A 19,444-nucleotide genomic window follows, 5' to 3' on the forward strand; every position below is an offset into this window, starting at 1 on the left:
TGTTGACAATTGTGAGTCAAGCGGCCGACAATTGTCAACCGTATGGCCGATAATTATTAACTGTATGGTTGACAATTATCAACTTTGCTTTTGTCCGGTATTTTAATGCGAAGTATTATACCTTTAATATGTTTGTCCTATTAGTTAAATATCGGAAAGAAGATATGTACTTTTACACTATGTCGTTTGGACAATTCTTAAATAATCTTGTACCTTTGCAATTCAATTCAAAAATCAATAACACTATAAACGATGGGTGGTTTTTTTGGCACTATTTCTAAATCGGCTTGTGCTACCGACTTGTTTTACGGCACAGATTATAATTCTCATCTGGGAACCCGCAGAGGCGGTATGGTAACGTTGCACAACGGAGTTTTTAGACGTTCAATCCACAATCTTGAAAATTCATATTTTCGGACACGTTTTGAGAGCGAGTTAGACAAATTTGAGGGAAATTCGGGGATCGGTATTATCAGTGATACGGATCCGCAGCCTATATTCATAAACTCTCATTTGGGTAAATATGCTGTTGTGACGGTTGCAAAAGTGAATAATCTGAAGGAACTTGAAGTGGAGTTACTGGAAAGAGGACGCCATTTTTCCGAACTCAGTTCGGGTAGTATTAATCAAACCGAATTGATCTCATTGCTTATTTCGGAAGGAAAAACGTTTGTAGATGGCATTGAAACTGTATTTGAGAAAATAAAAGGTTCGTGCTCTATGTTGATCCTTACTGAAGATGGTATTATTGCTGCACGCGATAAATACGGACGCACTCCTCTTTTAATAGGGAAAAAAGAAGGTGCTTTTGCTGCATCCAGCGAACCTAGCAGTTTCCCTAATTTGGGATTTGAATTGGAATATAATGTGGGTCCCGGAGAAATCGTTATGTTGAAGGCTGATGAAATGGTACAACTCCGTAAACCGAATAAGAAGATGCAGGTATGTTCATTCCTTTGGGTTTATTATGGATATCCGGTTTCAGAGTACGAAGGTGTAAATGTTGATGCCGCCCGCTATGCTAGTGGTATAGCAATGGCTAAAAAGGATACGGTGGATGCGGACTATGTTTCCGGCATTCCTGATTCCGGTATTGGTATGGCGTTGGGCTATTCGGAAGGTAAAGGTATTCCTTACCGTCGGGCTATTGTGAAATATACGCCAACATGGCCGCGTAGTTTTACCCCCTCTAACCAGGCTGTGCGTGATTTGGTTGCAAAAATGAAATTAATTCCGAATCGTACATTACTTCGTGACAAACGTGTGATTTTTTGTGACGACTCAATAGTGAGAGGTACTCAGTTGCGTGATAATGTCAATATATTGTATGGATACGGAGCTAAAGAGGTGCACATGCGTATCGGATGTCCTCCTATTTTGCATTCTTGTCCGTTTTTGGGTTTTTCGGCTTCCAAGTCGGATTTGGAATTGATTGCCCGCCGTATCATTAAAGAACTTGAAGGCGATGATACTAAAGATTTGGATAAATATGCAGAGACCGGGTCGGAGCAGTATACAAAACTGGTGGAATGTATCAGAAAAAAATTGAATATTACAACTTTGAAGTTCAATACTGTTGAAGATCTCATAGCTTCGATAGGATTGCCGAAAGAATGTGTTTGTACACATTGCTATAATGGATCGAGTTGTTTTTGATGAATACAGATAATTTTGTCTATCTTTATAGCATTAATATAAAGAACTAAAAGAGGTAAATCATGAATTTGATAGACAGATTTTTAAAATACGTTACGTTCGATACACAATCGGATGAAGAGACGGGGAATACTCCTAGTACACCCGGACAACTTATGTTTGCCCAGGAATTAGTAAAAGAACTGAAAGAAATAGGGTTGGAGGATATAACATTGGATGATAAAAGTTATCTGATGGCTACACTTCCTGCTAATACAACGGCGGATATTCCTACCATTGGTTTTGTTGCACACTTGGATACTAGCCCGGATATGTCGGGCAAAGATGTACAACCGCGTATTGTTACTTATAAAGGTGGGGATATTGTGTTGTGTGCTGAAGAAAATGTTGTTTTATCACCATCCATGTTCCCGGAACTGAACGATTATAAAGGGCAGGATATTATTGTAACCAATGGTAAAACATTGCTAGGCGCAGACGATAAAGCAGGTGTTGCTGCTATAATATCTGCTGTAAAATATTTGAAAGACCATCCTGAAATTAAACATGGAAGGATTCGTATAGCCTTTACTCCTGATGAGGAGATCGGTCAGGGAGCGGATCATTTTGATGTGAAAAAGTTTGATTGTGAATGGGCTTATACTATTGATGGCGGTCAGATTGGAGAATTGGAATACGAAAATTTCAATGCAGCGGGAGCTAAGGTGACTTTTAAAGGATTGAATGTTCATCCCGGATATGCTAAGGATAAGATGCTGAATGCATGTTTATTGGCAACCGAGTTTGCTTCCTGGTTACCTGTATCTCAACGTCCTGAACACACAACAGCCTATGAAGGTTTTTTCCATCTTACAGGGATGAATGGCACAGTGGAGAGTGCTACGCTATCTTATATCGTCCGCGACCATACACGTTCTTTGTTTGAACAAAAGAAAGAACAATTACGTGTGTTGGTTAAACGTATGAACGAAATGCATCCGGGTAGTACAACTCTGGAACTTCGCGATCAATATTATAATATGCGTGAGGTAGTTGAACCTAAGAAATTTATTGTCGATTTGGCTTTTGAAGCGATGGAGGCTGTAGGTGTTACTCCACTTGTTAAGCCTATTCGCGGAGGTACGGATGGTGCCCGTTTATCATTTATGGGATTGCCATGCCCGAATATCTTTGCAGGAGGTCTTAATTTTCATGGACGTTATGAGTTCCTGCCAGTTCAGTCTTTAGAAAAAAGTATGCAAACTATAATTAAAATAGCAGAGCTTACAGCTCAAAAATCTTAAACACGAAAATAACATGAAAACAACTCCGTTTACCGACGTGCATATTGCACTCGGAGCAAAAATGCATGAATTTGCCGGTTACAACATGCCGATTGAATATACCGGTATTATTGATGAACACATGACCGTAGTGGAGGGTGCAGGTGTATTTGATGTATCTCACATGGGAGAATTTTGGGTAAAAGGCCCGAATGCATTGGCTTTTATTCAGGGTATTACTTCAAATGATGCTTCCGTATTGCCGATTGGTAAAGCCCAATATACTTGTTTCCCTAATGATAAAGGCGGTATTGTAGATGATCTTTTAGTTTACCATTATGAACCGGAAAAGTATTTATTAGTTGTAAATGCCGGAAATATAGCGAAGGATTGGGATTGGTGCGTAAGCCATAACACAGTGGGAGCAGAGCTTGAGAACTCATCGGATCGCATTGGCCAGTTGGCCATTCAGGGACCTAAGGCAACAGAAATATTGCAGCGTCTTACTCCGGTCGATTTATCTTCTATTCCTTATTATTCATTTGTAGTAGGAGAATTTGCCGGTTGCAAGAATGTTATTATTTCCAATACAGGTTATACCGGTGCAGGCGGTTTTGAGTTGTATTTCTATTTGGACGACGCTATGACTATCTGGAATGCAATTTTTGAAGCTGGCAAACCTGAAGGTATTAAACCTATCGGATTGGGAGCTCGTGATACTTTACGTCTGGAGATGGGCTTCTGCCTGTATGGAAACGATTTGGATGACACGACCTCTCCAATCGAAGCCGGCTTAGGATGGATTACTAAGTTTGTAGACGGAAAGAACTTTACAAACCGTACAGAATTAGAACGTCAGAAGAAAGAAGGCGTAACCCGTAAGTTGTGTGCCTTTGAACTGGTTGAAAAAGGTATACCCCGCCACGGATACGAAATTGTTGACGGTAATGACAGTGTAATAGGTGTAGTAACTTCAGGCACTATGTCTCCTGTTCTGAAGAAAGGTATCGGCATGGGATATGTGAAACCTGAGTTTGCAAAAGCTGGTACTGAGATATTTATTAAGGTACGTAATAAAAATCTGAAGGCTCAGGTTGTAAAGGCACCATTCCGAAAATAGTGCAGGCCTGTCGGAAAACAGAATATTTGTAATAAATAAAAAAGTGCACCCGAATAGTTGATTTCAACCTACGGGCGCACTTTTTATTTATTTGGAAGGGAACGATAGCTTTTTACTGTAAGCTTTTTTCAATACCTCTTTGAAAGAAGGTATGTTGATGCCTTCATTATAAAAAAAGATTTCACCGGCTACACCAAGCTCTCTGTTTATCCTGAGTTGGGTTTCTAGTAGTTCCGGTGTCATATTGGAGCTGCCACCTTCCATTAAAATTATACCTGGTGCGAATAATTGTTTCGGATTGTTTTTGTCAAGGTAACTTAGTACTTCAGATAATGTAAGACGATAGGAATCTGCCGAATATCTGTAGCATTGTACGGCAAGTAAATCACATTTTCCGTCTTTGCACCATTGAGGCCAGTCTTGCATTAGTTTCTCTTCGCACCAAGGGTATGGATTCGGGGCGAAGCTAACCATAATATCCGGATTTTTATTTTTAACTTTTGCATGCAACTTCCGTGCGAAAGTGTTTAGTATTTCCAATCGCCAGTTTACCCATTCCTGGTTGTTATAATCAGTTGGAGGAAGAGTTCCGTTGTGCTGGCTTTGATATAATGAAACTGTATAAACATCATAGCCTGAATTTCTAGGCATAGCCGGCAAACGATCATCTCCTTGAACTCCGTCGATATCCGGGTAAAGAGTAATGGCCTCTTCTATTAGTTCGATCAGAAAATTCTGAACGGCAGGATTATATGCGTTGAAATAGTAATCGTGATTGTTGTAGTTTGCCGGTTCCTGCAGGTTGTTAATACCAAGCCAATGCGGGTTTTTTGCCAATATAGGATTTTCTGTACCAATAGGTCGTCCTTCTCCCATAAAACCATATTCAAACCAGAAAAAAACTTTGATATTGTACTTATGCGCTTCATCGATTAAATCTCTTACGGGATCATTTGTCGGACTTTGGTAATCTTTTATGTAATCTGTTAAGAGATAACATTCTTCAGGAGTTTTATAAGTACTGTAATTCGTAAGGACTTTGCTTTTAAAAACCGTTTTGGTTTCGGCATAAGAAACGAGAAAAACAGAGTTCATATTTAATTCATCCATTGACTGGACAAAATCTTTTACACCTTGATAAGTATGTAATACGGATGTGAATCTGGGTGCGGGTATCCATACACCCCGGATGCCTTCTTCTGCAGCTTTGCTTTGCACGCTGAACGAAGAGAGCAGATTTACTATTAAAACCAATGTAAATAATGTGCGGTTCATATTGTTTGATATTTGTGGTTTGAAGTACAAATATATATGATTTACTGATAACAAAGAAGTCTTGAAACCTGAATAAAAGCGAAAGGCGATGCTCCTCACGGAGCACCGCCATCCTTATTATAGAAAAGTTGGACATGTTAATAAGTTGTTCCCTGGAAAATATTTGAGTCAGAGTATGGTAGTAATGTACCTGTCATTGTCAGATTTCTACCTGAGAAATTCGGGTCTACAGTAACGGTTGCATTATTTGAACCATTGATAAGAACCAAGTTCACAGTTGCAGAAATAAATGTACCCATAACACTCATACTTAGATATACATTTCCTTTGTCATCTTGTTTGGTCTGTATATTAGAAGCCATACCTTGTACGGTGATACCGCCTAATCCGTTAGGACCAGGGTTTGGGTTCATAGTAGACGCGATTTGTACCATTGCCTGCCCGTTGTTCAACGACACAAAGTTAGTATTAGAGTTTACATAGTATACAGGCCCGTTCATTGGTTGTATGCTATTTGCTTCCAATACGAAAGATTGATTATTGATTGCTTGTACGGCCGAATTGAACTCTTGCGCGTCCATGATAGCATCTTGTGCTAATCTTTCTTGTTTCTTTACTTCTCTTTCTACTTTTTTGGCTGCTTTTTCTACTGATTTCTGAGCCTTAATCTGAGTCATTCCGCACATTGATACGGCAAGAACGACGATGAAACTTACAATTCTCTTCATAAGATTTAGTTTTAAAACGGTTTTAAATTGTATAGATTAAACATGGACGACGGGAAAAAGTTCAAATAATCTACTAATTTTGTCGGAAATAATATGCTAGTATGAAGATAGATGTATGTTTCTCTCCTGCATTGTATCAGGTTTATCACGACCCTGAATCGGTTGTCGTTGTGGTAGATATTTTTAGGGCGACAACAACAATGGCTGCCGCTTTCCGGAATGGTGTGCGAACTATTCGTCCGGTTGCTACTATTGAAGAGGCACAAACATATAAAGCTGAAGGTTGGCTGGTTGGGGCCGAACGAAATGTAAAGAAATGCGATTTTGCTGATTTTGGTAACTCTCCATTCGATTATACTCCGGAGAAAATATCGGGGCATGATGTTGTTTTCACTACGACAAACGGAACAAAGGCTATTACTGTAGCAAAAGATGCATATCGGGTTATAATCGGTGCATTTGTAAATTTAAAGGCTGTTGCTGATTATTGCTTGCTCCACCAACACAATGTTGTTGTTTTGTGTTCAGGCTGGCAAGATAAAATAAATATAGAGGATACTACTTTTGGTGGAGCTTTGGTTGATTTGCTGGTTAAATCAGGCCAATACGTTCCGGGTAGTGATGCTGCTTTAATTGCACGTGATATGTGGAACGCCCATAAAGATGACCTTCTGTCATATATGAAAGAGACGGATCATATGGCACGTTTGGTTGCGAAGCATTTGGAGGATGCAGTTCCTTATTGTCTTATTCCGGACAGTGTTTCTTATGTGCCGGAACTTGAAGTACAAGAGAATGTTTTAATTTTACATTGATATATTATGGATCAACAACACATTTCGAAAATACGTTTTGGTGTAGTAGGAACCAATTTTATTACGGACTGGGTGATTGCCGGTGCGCAGCAGGATGAACGTTTTGAGCTTGTTGCTGTTTATTCGCGAACACAAGAAACAGCAGATGCATTTGCTGCTAAATATCAAATTCCATATACGTTTACGTCTTTGGAAGAAATGGCTGAAAGTCCGGTAATTGATGCTGTTTATATTGCATCCCCAAACTTCCTGCATGCTTCACAAAGTATTTTATGTATGAAACATGGTAAACATGTTTTATGTGAAAAACCTTTAGCTTCCAATGCTAAAGAGGCGGCAGAAATGATAGAGGCTTCCCGTAAATATAACGTGACATTGATGGAAGCGATGAAACCTACGCTTACGCCGAATTTTCTTTCTGTACGCGAAAACCTGAATCGGATAGGGGTGATTCGTCGTTACTTTTCTTGTTATTGCCAATATTCGTCTCGTTATGACAAATTTAAAGAAGGTATTGTTTTGAATGCTTTCAATCCGGAGCTTTCCAATGGAGCGATGATGGATATCGGTATTTATACTATTTATCCAATGGTTGTTTTATTTGGCCGTCCTAAAAGGGTGGAAGCAACGGGAGTTGTTTTATCATCGGGTGCAGATGGCCAGGGGGCTGTTAATTTTGAATATGACGGTATGAATGCTACAGTTTTATATTCAAAGATTGCTAATTCTTCTCTGCCGACGGAGATACAAGGAGAAGATGGAAATATAACTCTTGACCGGATTAATATAATCAGTCATGTAACTTATGCGCCTCGTTTAGTGGCAGCTTCGGGTAGGGGGCCTGCTCCCGAGTCTGAGAATGTAAGTGCAACGACCGATAAAGATGAATATTTCTATGAAGTAGCCGAGTTTATCAACCTGATACTTTCTGGACACAGGGAGTCTGCAATTAATAGTCATACGAATTCGTTGATCACTTTGGAAATTATTGATGAAGTACGACGCCAGTTAGGTATTGTTTATCCGGCAGATATTGAAAAATAAATAAGACGATCCGGTCAATAGCGAATTATGTTTCAACGGTAAAGATATTATGGTCTTTACCGTTGAGGCATATTATTCATAGAGGTATTCCCGAGTGAAATAGCGGTTTATAAACTGCCAGTCATCATGAATGATGGCTTTGCCTCTTTCCACACTGACTGTACTTTTGGTTTGGGCATCTGCTAACATCCCTTTTTCTTCTAAAATTTTTAGCATAGAGGGAGTGCAATGTCCTATAATGAAGAATGACAGTCCTTTTTCGCCGGCAATTTTTTCGTCATAAAAAGGATTGTTTTCATCTTTTATAGATTCGATATTTGTATCCATAAACATAAGACCATCTTTGGGAGTAGCATAAATAGCCAGTTTTTTACCTCTTAATCCTTCAAGAAAGTGAAATTCTTTATCTAATGAAATCCCTACTTTTTCTGTTAAGAATTCTTTTATTTCATTTAGGTCTTGGGAGTAAACAAGTAGTTTTCCGTCTGCTGCTTTTTTAAACTTCTCATAGCTTTCGAGGTTCTTGCTTTTTATTTCATCCGATATCATTTTGTAAGTGCTTTTTTCGACAACTAGCTTAAAGGCATTTGTATCCGGATGTGTTGCCGGCAGAATTCGATAGAGCCATTCCGGAGAGGTGAGTGCTAATAATGCCGTATGATCGGTATAAGCAAGAAACTGATGTTGCTGTATGATTATTCTGTTTATATCTTCTTGGCTTGGACCTTTCTGTAATATTTCTTTAACCCGCTCTGTTAATTCCAAAGAGTGATCGGTAAAAAGATATGAATTATAATGAAACCAGAAAAGCAATTCTTCGTAACGGCCAGGCTCGGTATAGGATATTTCCGGACTGAATAATTTCTGCAGTTTTTCATTTTCGGGTGCAGTCGTCCATTCATCACAGAATAACTGATAGATTAGCTTGCCTGTTTCTTCGTTTATTGCGTTGTCCGGATTTACAAATGTACTTTTACGATAGCCGTGATATTGTTGTGTATAATGCCAAAGTAAGAAACGGATATCTTCCAGATTCACTTCATCGTCATAGTAATGGTCGTCGGGGGTATAGAACGGCAGATATTTGCCGAACATTTCTTTGTGAGTGGTGATGAAAGTACGCCATATGTTTGTTTGTGAAATCACATCTTCAAAATAAGCAGCCATCCTGGTGCAGATTTGTTTTGGTTCATCATCTTCAAATGAAAAAATCAACCCGGTCTTCTCCATAATATCGTAGATTCGGTTGGCTATGTTTGTATAATAAAGGTCTGTAGTACCAGACTGTTTGTATGGATGCAATTGCAGCCAGTCGTTTGGATAAATTTTAATGTTTTTCATGTATTTTACTATTATGAATTAACTATACAAATGTAACAATTTAATATGAGAAAGGCTACTTATCACAGGATAAGTAGCCATAGAATTTACACCTTGTAAATCAAGTAAAAATTAGTATTTCGTGTTCTGAGGATCAAAGTTAGTCCATCCTTTCATCCAGTTGTCTGTGTCAGAATCACTTTTGAAAGCTCCGATATAATCAACTTTGTCAAAGAATGGGTCGTTTAGCATGGAATCGTTAAACAAGCCTGTATGTCCAAGCAACGGACTTCCTGATTTTGGACCGTAGTTGGGTGAAGAAGACATACTGTTCGGTTGATTCAGGCCAAGTTCTGTAATCTTTTCAAAATATTTGTTACCGGTTTGTGTAAGGAAAAATGTATGAGAAAAAGATATTTTGCCGGCATCTTCATTTGTTCCGTCTGTAGAAAATTGATCTTTCCATGATTTATTTACATCGGATCCCAATACGCTCATTTGTGCAAAGTAAAGGTTATTTAATTTTAAATCTCCGTTTGTCGCCCATGTTTGTGTAGTACCTTTTTGGTTATCCAATAATAACCCCACAGGATAGCCCATTGCTACTGAGTTGAAACAGTTTAGTTTGCTATTGCGACGGATTTGCATAGCAGCCTGGAATGTCCCCATTTTAGAACCGTTGTTCGGATATAAGTTTCCGGCGTTGATATAGTCGGATGTATTTGAGAAATCGCTGGCTTGTCCGATCGGACCGACAAAGGTAACGTTGCTGAATGTACAGGTGGTAAACGGTGCCTTGGTGGAACCATCGGCATCGTTGTCCGATTCGAAACCATTAGATAAAGAAGTATCAGCTATCTTGGGATGGCGCACGCTTAGCAGAAATTGAAGTTTGCCAGAGAACCCGTTGTCGGTGTCAAACTCATCGTCCCAACCATGATAAGCTACCAGATATTTGCAGTTTACTGTACCTCCGAACCATTCATACGAATCGTCATTTGAATAGGAAACCTGCAGGTGGTCTACCTTCGTATTTCTTCCTACAGAGCCGAATGTAATACCATTAATTTCCTGGTCCTTTTCGAAAGGATAACCAGCAAATTCTACACGAACATAACTGATAATCCCTGAATTGTCATCGTCATTATCGCCTCCGTATTTACTTCTTGGACCACCCTCAATTGTCTTTTCTACCCCGTTGTTTTTGGCTTTACCGCAAATAATCAAACCACCCCAGTCTCCCGGACGGCGAGACCCAGGAGCTTGTTCAGAGGTAAAGACAATGGGAGCTTCAGCCGTGCCTTGCGCAAGCAATTTACCTCCACGTTCGACAATCAAAGCGGCTTTTGTTTCTTTATCTCCTTTAATGATGGTACCCGGCTCGATGTTCAATTCTACTCCGTCTGCTATATAGCACCATCCTTTCATGTGGTAAGTTCCTTTTTTTAGGGTATATTTGCCTTTTGGCATTTCGAAGTTTTGATCTCCATTTCCTAATTGGGTCATGGTGCCGTCTTCAGCTTTAAACAACAAAATGTTTGCCAGTTCGTTTTCTTCCGGGGTTGGATCCGGAGAATTGTTGTCATTGTTGTCGCTGCATGATGTGAGGGAAGCAATAAAAATTGCCGTAGTGAAGAATAAACTTTTCAATTTTACTTTTTTCATGTTCTCATTGTTTAAGTAAATAATAAAGATGTATTTAATTTTAATTATAATAAGCTATAGCTCAGTGTAAGAAAGAAGTTTCTTCCCGGCTTGTACTGTTTTGTGATTTGTGTGCGTTCTTGAAGTATATTGTTTTTATCGAAGAACTTAGGATATTGGACAAATGTCACTTTTTCTCCCAGAAGATTGCGGATGCTGGCTTTAACTTCCCATCTCTTGGCAAATTTTTTACTGAAATTAATATCTATTGTATTCCGGGCCAGTTCGTATGTATCGGGGAAGTCATTGTTAATGGAGCCGCCCTCTGTCATGTCGGCATTGCCTACTTCCATGATACGTTTCCCGATCCGGTTGTAAAGTATGCTGGCATTAATGTCATATTGTTCGTTTTGATAAAAAAATCCGGTATTAATGATGTAAGGAGATTGTCCTTGCATAGCACGGTTTTTATCTTGACTCTTTTTTTCGAATTGTACATTGCTTTTAATATAAGCTCCGTTGAAATTCCAACTGAAATTTTTCAGACCTAAGAAATCCAGATTTTTTTTGATCTCAACTTCTATTCCGTAATTGTTGGCGCTTTTGGCATTGACATAGGTGTAGGTGTAGCTACCACCATTATCTATGTATGTCCATTCGATCGGATTGTCGAAACGCTTATAAAAAAGAGCAACGGAAATTACTTCGCTGGCTGCCGGATAATACTCATAGCGAATATCTGCATTTTGTATGTAAGCAGGTTTCAGATCCGGATTACCCATTACACTGCTGAAAAGGTCGAAATCATAATATACAGAGTTTGACACCTCTCGGAATTCGGGGCGGTTTACTGACATACCATATGCCAGGCGAAGTTGGCTTTGCTCATTGAATTTGTAGCTTGTGTTCAGCGATGGGAACAGATGATTACTCGGATATTTATATTCTTTGGTTTTCCAGTCTTTGATTGTTGTATAACTTGTTAGTTTCATATTATTGTATTCATACCGGACACCAGCATAAATATCCAGTTTATTGACAGGTATGTTAATTCCCAGATAGCCGGCGGCGAGAATATTACTGCCTTTGTAACTGTTACGATTGTCGGTATCTTCGTAGATATAAACTTTGTTTGTACCAAAGTTGTCGGGGATTAGTATTTCATCGATAACATCCATATATTCGAATCCGGATGGCAAATTCTGGTTATTCCATCGGTAGTAAAAAGCACGGTTGTTGTATTCGCGATGACGATATTCTGTATAAGCTCCGGCTTTTAGTGTAGGTTGAAGATTCCCAATATGAATTTCACGTTGGTAATTGACAGTTGCCGATCCGATATTTTCATCTAGTCTGTAGAAGAAGCGTTTTATTTCATTCTGGTCTATGCGCATTTCACCTTCGTGGGGATCACCGGCAAAACCGTTTTCTTCGCGGTTAATAATGCGGCGGTCCGGTTGGTTCTTATTGGCATAAGCGTAGCCTATACTCCAATCTGTTTTGGATTTATCCCGATTGTGTGTGCCTGTGAATTGGCCGTTATAGGTTGTGCGGCTGCTATAGAAATATTCTTCTTGTTTTTGGATGTATTGTCCACTGTTGAACAGAATACCGTTTCTGGTGGTGTACCGGCTTTGTCCCAATTGATTTATAATATTCTTGAATTCGTACTTGTCGTGGTCGTTGGGCATATAAGTGAAGTTTATCATCCCTCCGAGGCGAATGTCATTGCTATAAACATTATCAGTATATTTGTTTTTATAGTCAGGTTGGTCTTTGTCAACATCGTATAGACTATAACGGGCATTCAACATGTCATTTTGTGTCTTATAGGCGTTAGTGTAGTTAATAGCACTAATAATGGCAAAATTCTTGCCGTTTCCCAGATCGAATTTGTGGTTAAAAGATGCGTTTAGTCGTAAATCGGCAATGGGAGTCTTGGTTTTAACGCTCCAATTGTTATTGAATCCGTTACGAGTGATATGCTCTACTGCTGTTTTGTTATCGTTGTCCAAACGATTTGTATAGGAACCTTCCAGTTTGCGTAATCCGCCATCAAAACCTAAGAAATCTGTTGCACTTCCCGGACTATACAGAAAATCTCTGAAATGTGTCTGGTCATTCATGCTTCCTCCTACGGAGACAGAAAAACCATTTTTGCCAGGAACATCTTTCGTATTTATTTTAATAAATCCTCCAGAGAAATCAGCCGGGATTTCAGGTGCCGGGCTTTTTACCACTACCATGTTATCTATTTGAGAACTAGGAATGATGTCGAAAGAGAAAGCGCGTGCATCTGCTTCCGAACTAGGTACGGCACTGTTGTTGATCCATACATTATTATAACGTTGTGCCAGCCCTCGTACCATTACGAATTTTCCGTCAATAATAGAGATTCCGGGAATACGTCTGATTACCTCCGAGGCATCGCGGTCTTGAGTTCGGATAATTTGTTGTGCTGATATACCAGATTGAACCAAAAGACTAGCTTTTGTGGCTTTTAGCATAGCCAGATCCGTATTTTGCTTTACATGGGCAATAACTGTAACCCCTTCAAGAGCCAGACTGGCTTCTACCATTTCTGTATTCAGCACGGTTCTTTGTCCTTTAGTTACCGTAACATTACTTAATTTGACAGGAGTATAGGATATATATTTAATGTTGATTGTATATATTCCCGGATTTATATCAAGAATGACAAAGTTTCCATCCAGATCGGTTACAGTTCCTATACTGGTACCTTCTAATTGTATGGTAGCACCCATTAAAGGCTCTTTGGATGTTTTGTCAATAATAGTACCAGTTATGGAACCATTGCTATTGTCTGCTAGTCCCGTAAGGTTAGAGAAGAGTAATAAGAATAAAAAGAAATAAATCTTTTTGTAGATACTTTTCATACGTTTTCTTTCTTTATATAATTGTGCTGCAAAGATCGAACAGGTATATTACGAGGTTGCGACAGTTGTCAAACGAATTTTTTACAAGTCTGTTTCAAAAGAATGACAACATTAACTGGTATGCCAGAAAGAGCATATGACATATGATTGTCATTTGTTTACAATGGTTTTGAAATAAGGCAGGGCTACTTTTGCGCACATATTAATTTTAGAAAAATTCTTATGATAAAGAAAGCATTTCCTGTTGCACTGTTTTCAATAATGTCTGCATCTACCTGCCTGGCTCAGGATTTGGTATTGAGTGAAGGGCAGTATTATACGGATGAGTCATTAATAAATCTTTATACGGGGCGTTATACCGAATTTTATGACGACGGTATGCTTAAAATGGAATTGTACTTACAGGCGGGACGGCCGGAAGGTACTTATGTCATTTATTATCCTGATGGAAAAACAGCGGAAATACGCGCTTATTATAAAGGACAGTTTCATGGGGAATGGCGTACATATAATGAAGAAGGAAATTTAATAGCATTAGCTACTTATCACGACGGCCAAAAAGATGGTCCGTGGCGAATCTGGAATGACAAAGGTATCCTGAAGTTTGAGATGTTTTATATAAAAGGTAAGAAATCCGGAATCTGGCGAACCTGGAATGATGAAGGTTGTTTATTGTCTGAAGAAAAGCAGGATAAATAACAGGTATTTGTTTTTTCAAATGCCTGTTATTTATCCTCATCTTCTGAATTAAAATCAAACTCAAAATCAAAGCCATCATCAAGAAAGTCGGGTTCCGTAAATTGTTCTAATTCACGACGGTCTTTCTTGGTTGGGCGACCCAATCCTTTTGCACGGTTAACAAAACCTGATATCCGGTTCATTTCTAATATTTCGTATTGATCGGGAGTTGTTACGTTTTCCATGAAACCGGGAACTAATTTTGCTCCCATACGGTTTTGGGCCAAAGCCAATACTTTGAATGAAAAAGTGATAGGTGGTTTACGTACTTGAATAATATCTCCTACCTTAATCATACGAGAGGGCTTTACATTAACCCCGCCAACCATTACCCTGTTTTTTTTACAGGCTTCGGCTGCAATAGTACGGGTTTTGAATATGCGGGTTGCCCACATCCATTTATCTATACGTACTTCGTTCATGATCATTGTTTGTTATTATACTGATTCATTGTGTTTTGAACACCAGAAAGACAAAAGCTTTTTATCATTTCTGATGCGCGTTCCAGTTTTTCGGGCATGTACTCTAGTTCTTCGGGCGTAAATTGTCCAAGCACATAGTCTATTTGACCTCCGCGAGGAAAGTTGCTGTCTATGCCGAAACGAAGCCTGCAGTATTCCTGAGTGTTAAGTATCTGAGCTATGTTTTTCAGACCGTTATGACCGGCGTCACTACCTTTAGGCTTTAAACGGAGAGTTCCGAATGGTAAAGCAAGATCGTCTACTATGACTAATAGATTTTCAACAGGAATATTTTCTTTTTGAAGCCAGTATCGTACAGCGTTCCCGCTGAGATTCATGAATGTGTTTGGCTTTAGAACAATTAGTTCGCAATTTTTTACGCGCATACGGGCAATAGCCCCGTAACGTTCTTCATTAAATAATGCACCGGCATCTTCAACCAATTTGTTTACTACCCGGAAACCGATATTGTGCCGGGTTCCCCAATATTCGGAACCGATATTACCAAGTCCCGTTATCAAATATTTCATTGTTTTATGGTTTATATATATAATGAAAGGGGACTATTCTTACGAATAAAGCCCCCTTCTTATTTATAGAAAATATTTTCTAAGTAAGAATCTTATTTACCAGCAGTTGCCTGAGCACCACGAGCTGCACGTGTTAACTGAACAGCGCAAACAACAGAATTCTTAGCATTCATTAATTCTAGACCTTCGAAATGCAATGCACCTACCTGCATAGTCTTTCCAAGACCTAAATTGTCTACGTTGATAACTAGTTTTTCAGGAATCTGGTTGTAAAGAGCTTTAACTTTTAGTTTTCTCATCTGCAGAATTAGCTTACCACCGGCTTTAACACCTTCGGCATGACCTTCCAAAGTAACAGGAACTTCTATTACTACAGGATGCTTTTCGTTAACTTCTAAAAAGTCAATGTGAAGAATTGCATCGCTTACCGGGTGGAACTGTAAATCTTTAACAATTGCTTTTGTTGCCTTACCGTTGATTGTTAAATCTATAATGAAGATCTCCGGAGTATAAATCAGATTGCGAACAGCATCCAGACTTACATAAAAGTGAACTACTTTTTCACCACCGTATAAAACAGCAGGAATTTGATTGTTTGAACGCAGAGCTTTCAATGCTCTTTTCTGATCTGCAGAAGCTGCTGCAATTTCTCTTGATTTTCCTTCTAATTGAAATGTTTTCATTTTCTTTTTTGATTTGTGTTACTCAAAATTAGATGTTTTTGCTTTCTAATTTTTCCATCACACGATGCGTGGACTGAAAAAGCGATGCAAAGGTATGCTTTTTCTTTTATCCGGCAAGTATTTTATTATCCTTTTTAATCAGTTGTCGGTAATAATTTGCTTTTTCGCATACACCATCTTATAAATCCTGCAGGTAATAACAGGATAAGAGGAAGAACTATTTTGTTTAATATACCAGGTATGAGCATTGCTTTACGGTGTAAAAGTGCGTTTATTCCTTTATATGCAAGTGTTTCGGCTCTCATCATGATACCCAGGTTAATGGCAAGGCTCTTGAGATGATCACTTAAATTATACAGATTTGTACATACCGCCCCCGGACAGAGTACAGTGACACTCACATTATAGTCATATAGCTCGGAACGCAGTGCTTTTGAAAAGCTTTTTAGGTAACGCTTGGTAGAGGCATAGAGGGCAATTCCCGGATAAGGTAACCACGCAGACATGGAAGACATGTTAAGTATAAATCCATATTTGCGTTTTTTCATTTCTTTGCCGAAATAATAGCATAACTGGGTGGGGGTAGTGATATGTAAATAAAGCATTTTTTCAGTCAGCTCTGCTTTTTCATCAGTAAACTCCCTGAAATAGAACATTCCTGCATTATTTATCAATATATCTATCTGAATTTTTTTTTGACAGCAAGCATTATATAAATTTTTTGCAGCATCAGGTTCTGCTAAATCTATGTATAAAGAGAATACCTTGATTGAATATTTTTCGGCAAGAATATTTCCCTTTTCTTGTATAATTTGCTTTTCATTGCTGACAATAACAAGATTATATTTGCGGGATGCCAGTTCTTCAGCATAAGCATATCCTATACCGGAACTGGCTCCGGTTATTAAAGCCCATCTGTTTTCCATCACTTATACTCCAATTGTTTTATTTCTTTAATGAGTTTTGCCGGTAAATTTTGTATGTGTTTATGGCATGCCATTTCTGTTGAGTACATACGGCCAATGCAATAGTTGCTATGTCCGCAGTCGCAACGGGCATGTTCATCTTCCTTCATGCGGTTGACAAAACCAGGTTCATTAATTAACGCCCGTGCCATGCTTACAAATTCAAAGCCATGATTTAAAACTTCGTCGATTTTGTCTCTGGAGACTAATCCGCCAACATAAACTAAGGGTAGCTTTAGTGCAGCCCTGAATTTTAAAGCATCTTCTAAAAAATAAGCCTCCTTGAAAGGTAGAGAGGGTATCATAAAACGTCCTCCGATTTTTACGCCAAGAGGAAGCCACCCATTAGGCATATAATAGGTAAGAGTTTTTAAAGGCATTGCTCCCCGCATTACGTACATGGGGGCTTTGCTTACAAATCCGCCGCTAAGAATCAAAGCTTGTGCCCCGCATTCATTTTGTAGGGTACGGGCTACTTCCAATGATTCATCAAGTTCCATACCTCCTTTAAACCCATCCCGCATATTCATTTTTACTAAAACAGCTATATCAGAACCGGCTGCACTCATAACCTCTTCCATACACATTTTCATAAAACGCATGCGGTTTTCCAAGCTTCCACCATATTCGTCTTTCCTATGGTTTGTGTAGGGCGATAAAAACTGGCTGATCAGATAACCGTGTCCCGCGTGTATTTCCACAGCGTCCATGCCTGCCTCTTTGGCGAGCTTGACAGCTTGCCCGTATGCTTTGGCAATAGCTGTTATTTCAGATTGCCTCATCTTTCGAACCAGGGTTGGTGAATAAATGTTGAAACCGCTGGAGGCTGACATCGGCGTGCACCCACAAATGTTTCTATGAGACATGTTTCCGCAATGTCCTAACTGGATGGAAGCAGCTGCTCCTTCTTTATGGATAGAATCAGTAATATAACGTATGCCAGGTATAATTTCAGGTCGTAGCCAAAGTTGACGCTCAAATGATAAGCCGCTTTGCGTTACTGCCGCATAAGCTAAAGTAGTCATACCTATACCTCCTGCTGCAACTGATTTATGATAATTATAAAGCATTTCGGAAGGAGCATTACCCGGAGCCATACTTTCGAAAGCTGCAGCACGTATTGTGCGATTTCTTAATGTAAGAGGCCCTATCTTACTTGGTGTGAATAGTATTGATTTGTCCATTTTATTTATATGACGGTTTATGTTTCAGATTATTTTGTGATTAGTTTATAACCCTTACCATGAACGTTTATAATGCTTATAGTGGGATCGTCTTTTAATAAATGACGTAATTTAGTAATGTAAACATCCATACTTCTTGCACTAAAATAACTATCACTTTTCCATATAGTTTTTAATATGAAATCTTTCTTAACCAGCTGGTTTGCATTTTCACAAAGTAATTGTAGCATTTCGCATTCTTTTGTTGTGAGTCTTGTACTTTTATTGCCAACGGATAAAATTTGTTTCCGTAAATCAAATGTAAATGCTCCGAACTTATAATACCATGTTGTTGTGCTTTTAATATTGCATGTCCGCTTTAATATTGCATATAAGCGTGCTTTTATCACATCAGTACCTATTGGCATACGTATAAAATCATCAGCATAATGATGATAGGCTGCAATCACTTCTTCTTTTTCTGGGTGATATCCGATGAAAATGATTGAAGTCGCGTCATTTATTGCTTTTATATCAGTGACCAAATCAAAATAGCTCTTTACAGTATCCTGCGAAACGATTAAACATGCTACATAATTGTTTAGACGATATAGAGCACTCGCCTGATCTGTTTTATGACAAAGATCAACGTCGTATTTCTCCGTTATCAAGCATTCTTGTAGAATGCTGCCTAAATTGCTATCCTGATCAAATACAAGTATTTTTAAAGGATTACCTGATGCGGAACAATTATTGGCTGATGATTTCATGCTTTTATTATCTAAATGGTTTTTTCAATATTCCAGACAAATGCACGTAAACCTTGGGCTTCTGTTTGCTGGTCTAATTGATGTAGCAAATCGAGGAAATGATCAACTTTGCTATCTTCCACCATTGTAAGAATTGCAGAATTTAATGTAGGCCACGCGTGATTGCCGTAGTGTGGCTCACCAGTTTTACTTCCGCGTCCTTGTACAATGTCCCAGTAAGTGAATCCCTTGATGTTATTCCTGTCCATAAGGGTGACTATCATTTCGTAATAAGCCTGGTTGAATGATATAAATATTGCTTTCATATATTTTTTATTTAATAAGTATGTAGCAATAAGTGCCCATAAAGATATTAAAAAATATCCTAAAAGGC

General features: G+C 38.8%; 18 protein-coding genes. 6 read left to right on the forward strand and 12 right to left on the reverse strand.

The features are described 5' to 3' along the window. Window positions 1-252 precede the first annotated feature (252 nt). The 3 genes from CTY47_RS11890 to gcvT all read left to right on the forward strand — a co-directional run bounded on the left by CTY47_RS11890 (window position 253) and on the right by gcvT (window position 4,038). Window positions 253-1,656 carry an amidophosphoribosyltransferase gene (locus tag CTY47_RS11890; RefSeq protein WP_099465007.1) on the forward strand — a complete coding sequence of 468 codons (1,404 nt, stop codon included), beginning with the start codon at window positions 253-255 and terminating at the stop codon, window positions 1,654-1,656. A 62-nt stretch (window positions 1,657-1,718) separates the two neighbouring features. After that, the gene (pepT, locus tag CTY47_RS11895; protein WP_099465008.1) at window positions 1,719-2,939 is read left to right on the forward strand and encodes a peptidase T; all 1,221 of its coding nucleotides are present in this window, start codon (window positions 1,719-1,721) and stop codon (window positions 2,937-2,939) included. A gap of 13 nt (window positions 2,940-2,952) precedes the next feature. Then, window positions 2,953-4,038 carry a glycine cleavage system aminomethyltransferase GcvT gene (gene gcvT / locus CTY47_RS11900; RefSeq protein WP_099465009.1) on the forward strand — a complete coding sequence of 362 codons (1,086 nt, stop codon included), beginning with the start codon at window positions 2,953-2,955 and terminating at the stop codon, window positions 4,036-4,038. An 87-nt stretch (window positions 4,039-4,125) separates the two neighbouring features. On the opposite strand, the gene CTY47_RS11905 is transcribed toward gcvT, so the two are convergent. Together CTY47_RS11905 and CTY47_RS11910 are read right to left on the reverse strand one after the other, a co-directional pair. Further along, complete coding sequence (locus CTY47_RS11905; RefSeq protein ID WP_099465010.1) at window positions 4,126-5,313, reverse strand: glycoside hydrolase family 10 protein; 1,188 nt, start codon at window positions 5,311-5,313, stop codon at window positions 4,126-4,128. A 137-nt stretch (window positions 5,314-5,450) separates the two neighbouring features. Continuing rightward, window positions 5,451-6,041: a DUF4251 domain-containing protein gene (locus CTY47_RS11910; RefSeq protein ID WP_099465011.1), complete on the reverse strand. Its 591-nt coding sequence runs from the start codon at window positions 6,039-6,041 to the stop codon at window positions 5,451-5,453. Window positions 6,042-6,142: 101 nt separating this feature from the next. Here CTY47_RS11910 and CTY47_RS11915 point away from each other — a divergent pair, with 101 nt between their 5' ends. Both CTY47_RS11915 and CTY47_RS11920 read left to right on the forward strand, forming a co-directional pair. Further along, a complete protein-coding gene (locus tag CTY47_RS11915) occupies window positions 6,143-6,856 on the forward strand; it encodes a 2-phosphosulfolactate phosphatase (RefSeq protein ID WP_099465012.1) in 714 nt (237 codons plus the stop codon). 6 nt (window positions 6,857-6,862) lie between these two features. Then, window positions 6,863-7,900, forward strand: a complete 1,038-nt coding sequence (locus CTY47_RS11920; RefSeq protein WP_099465013.1) for a Gfo/Idh/MocA family protein — start codon at window positions 6,863-6,865, stop codon at window positions 7,898-7,900. 72 nt (window positions 7,901-7,972) lie between these two features. Here the strand turns inward: CTY47_RS11920 and CTY47_RS11925 are convergent, their stop codons facing one another. The 3 genes from CTY47_RS11925 to CTY47_RS11935 all read right to left on the reverse strand — a co-directional run bounded on the left by CTY47_RS11925 (window position 7,973) and on the right by CTY47_RS11935 (window position 13,761). Then, complete coding sequence (locus CTY47_RS11925) at window positions 7,973-9,241, reverse strand: DUF3843 family protein (protein WP_099465014.1); 1,269 nt, start codon at window positions 9,239-9,241, stop codon at window positions 7,973-7,975. A 111-nt stretch (window positions 9,242-9,352) separates the two neighbouring features. Then, on the reverse strand, window positions 9,353-10,885 hold the full coding sequence (locus CTY47_RS11930) for a hypothetical protein (RefSeq protein WP_099465015.1): 1,533 nt from the start codon (window positions 10,883-10,885) through the stop codon (window positions 9,353-9,355). Between the two features lie 44 nt (window positions 10,886-10,929). Beyond that, entirely contained in the window at window positions 10,930-13,761 is a 2,832-nt protein-coding gene (locus CTY47_RS11935; protein ID WP_099465016.1) for a TonB-dependent receptor, read from the reverse strand. 222 nt (window positions 13,762-13,983) lie between these two features. On the opposite strand from CTY47_RS11935, the gene CTY47_RS11940 reads away from it, so the two are divergent. Further along, window positions 13,984-14,460 carry a toxin-antitoxin system YwqK family antitoxin gene (locus CTY47_RS11940; RefSeq protein ID WP_099465017.1) on the forward strand — a complete coding sequence of 159 codons (477 nt, stop codon included), beginning with the start codon at window positions 13,984-13,986 and terminating at the stop codon, window positions 14,458-14,460. Between the two features lie 26 nt (window positions 14,461-14,486). Here the strand turns inward: CTY47_RS11940 and CTY47_RS11945 are convergent, their stop codons facing one another. From CTY47_RS11945 to CTY47_RS11975, 7 genes are all read right to left on the reverse strand, one after another. Then, a complete protein-coding gene (locus CTY47_RS11945) occupies window positions 14,487-14,921 on the reverse strand; it encodes an RNA-binding S4 domain-containing protein (RefSeq protein ID WP_099465018.1) in 435 nt (144 codons plus the stop codon). Window positions 14,922-14,923: 2 nt separating this feature from the next. Continuing rightward, the gene (gene pth / locus CTY47_RS11950; protein WP_099465019.1) at window positions 14,924-15,490 is read right to left on the reverse strand and encodes an aminoacyl-tRNA hydrolase; all 567 of its coding nucleotides are present in this window, start codon (window positions 15,488-15,490) and stop codon (window positions 14,924-14,926) included. A gap of 92 nt (window positions 15,491-15,582) precedes the next feature. Next, window positions 15,583-16,173: a 50S ribosomal protein L25/general stress protein Ctc gene (locus CTY47_RS11955; RefSeq protein ID WP_099465020.1), complete on the reverse strand. Its 591-nt coding sequence runs from the start codon at window positions 16,171-16,173 to the stop codon at window positions 15,583-15,585. 134 nt (window positions 16,174-16,307) lie between these two features. After that, a complete protein-coding gene (locus CTY47_RS11960) occupies window positions 16,308-17,099 on the reverse strand; it encodes an SDR family NAD(P)-dependent oxidoreductase (protein WP_099465021.1) in 792 nt (263 codons plus the stop codon). Further along, window positions 17,099-18,322 (reverse strand): NADH:flavin oxidoreductase, encoded by a 1,224-nt coding sequence (locus tag CTY47_RS11965; protein WP_099465022.1) that lies wholly within the window; start codon window positions 18,320-18,322, stop codon window positions 17,099-17,101. The genes CTY47_RS11960 and CTY47_RS11965 overlap by 1 nt, the downstream gene beginning before the upstream one ends. A 29-nt stretch (window positions 18,323-18,351) precedes the next feature. Further along, the gene (locus CTY47_RS11970; protein WP_099465023.1) at window positions 18,352-19,071 is read right to left on the reverse strand and encodes a response regulator transcription factor; all 720 of its coding nucleotides are present in this window, start codon (window positions 19,069-19,071) and stop codon (window positions 18,352-18,354) included. A gap of 11 nt (window positions 19,072-19,082) precedes the next feature. After that, complete coding sequence (locus tag CTY47_RS11975) at window positions 19,083-19,376, reverse strand: PG0541 family transporter-associated protein (RefSeq protein WP_099465024.1); 294 nt, start codon at window positions 19,374-19,376, stop codon at window positions 19,083-19,085. Window positions 19,377-19,444 lie beyond the last annotated feature (68 nt).

The sequence above is a fragment of the Parabacteroides provencensis genome (genome assembly GCF_900232875.1).
Lineage (GTDB): Bacteria > Bacteroidota > Bacteroidia > Bacteroidales > Tannerellaceae > Parabacteroides > Parabacteroides chinchillae.

Bases quoted from the DNA above. Each gene is read 5' to 3' on its own strand.
- CTY47_RS11975 (WP_099465024.1), bottom strand. From the start codon at position 19,376: ATGAAAGCAATATTTATATCATTCAACCAGGCTTATTACGAAATGATA.
- CTY47_RS11965 (WP_099465022.1), bottom strand. From the start codon at position 18,322: ATGGACAAATCAATACTATTCACACCAAGTAAGATAGGGCCTCTTACA.
- CTY47_RS11970 (WP_099465023.1), bottom strand. From the start codon at position 19,071: ATGAAATCATCAGCCAATAATTGTTCCGCATCAGGTAATCCTTTAAAA.
- CTY47_RS11960 (WP_099465021.1), bottom strand. From the start codon at position 17,099: ATGGAAAACAGATGGGCTTTAATAACCGGAGCCAGTTCCGGTATAGGA.
- gcvT (WP_099465009.1), top strand. From the start codon at position 2,953: ATGAAAACAACTCCGTTTACCGACGTGCATATTGCACTCGGAGCAAAA.
- CTY47_RS11940 (WP_099465017.1), top strand. From the start codon at position 13,984: ATGATAAAGAAAGCATTTCCTGTTGCACTGTTTTCAATAATGTCTGCA.
- CTY47_RS11935 (WP_099465016.1), bottom strand. From the start codon at position 13,761: ATGAAAAGTATCTACAAAAAGATTTATTTCTTTTTATTCTTATTACTC.
- CTY47_RS11890 (WP_099465007.1), top strand. From the start codon at position 253: ATGGGTGGTTTTTTTGGCACTATTTCTAAATCGGCTTGTGCTACCGAC.
- CTY47_RS11910 (WP_099465011.1), bottom strand. From the start codon at position 6,041: ATGAAGAGAATTGTAAGTTTCATCGTCGTTCTTGCCGTATCAATGTGC.
- CTY47_RS11920 (WP_099465013.1), top strand. From the start codon at position 6,863: ATGGATCAACAACACATTTCGAAAATACGTTTTGGTGTAGTAGGAACC.
- CTY47_RS11905 (WP_099465010.1), bottom strand. From the start codon at position 5,313: ATGAACCGCACATTATTTACATTGGTTTTAATAGTAAATCTGCTCTCT.
- pepT (WP_099465008.1), top strand. From the start codon at position 1,719: ATGAATTTGATAGACAGATTTTTAAAATACGTTACGTTCGATACACAA.
- CTY47_RS11955 (WP_099465020.1), bottom strand. From the start codon at position 16,173: ATGAAAACATTTCAATTAGAAGGAAAATCAAGAGAAATTGCAGCAGCT.
- CTY47_RS11915 (WP_099465012.1), top strand. From the start codon at position 6,143: ATGAAGATAGATGTATGTTTCTCTCCTGCATTGTATCAGGTTTATCAC.
- CTY47_RS11925 (WP_099465014.1), bottom strand. From the start codon at position 9,241: ATGAAAAACATTAAAATTTATCCAAACGACTGGCTGCAATTGCATCCA.
- pth (WP_099465019.1), bottom strand. From the start codon at position 15,490: ATGAAATATTTGATAACGGGACTTGGTAATATCGGTTCCGAATATTGG.
- CTY47_RS11945 (WP_099465018.1), bottom strand. From the start codon at position 14,921: ATGAACGAAGTACGTATAGATAAATGGATGTGGGCAACCCGCATATTC.
- CTY47_RS11930 (WP_099465015.1), bottom strand. From the start codon at position 10,885: ATGAAAAAAGTAAAATTGAAAAGTTTATTCTTCACTACGGCAATTTTT.